The following is a 266-nucleotide window of genomic DNA, read 5'->3' as shown; positions in this document are numbered from 1 at the left end:
CGCACCTAGTTCAAGGCTGGAGGTGCCACCAAGATCAGGGTAGCGTTTTTTCATGGCGGCAATCAGCTCTTCACTGTTTTGGGCTTTTACCTGTTCCTCTTCAAAAGCAACCAGATAATCCTTGGTGAATGACACAGCAGACATATCTGTTTTGGAACCGGCAGTCATATGGGCTGGCACGACAACTTCAGGATTACGGGCAGCAATCGCATCAAGCGTTTTAATCCATGCCTGACGCTGCTCTGCCTTTGGTGTATCGGCAAGCC

The 266-nt window shown here is 50.0% G+C and carries 1 pseudogene; it reads right to left on the bottom strand.

Features of this window, described 5'->3' with window-relative positions:
• Nucleotides 1-266 (bottom strand): annotated as a pseudogene (locus tag HBA93_RS21555) (MBL fold metallo-hydrolase); the annotation flags it as partial.

It is taken from the genome of Ochrobactrum sp. SFR4 (genome assembly GCF_019730395.1).
Taxonomy (GTDB): Bacteria; Pseudomonadota; Alphaproteobacteria; order Rhizobiales; family Rhizobiaceae; genus Pseudochrobactrum.
This window is presented reverse-complemented; position numbering and strand designations above follow the sequence as displayed.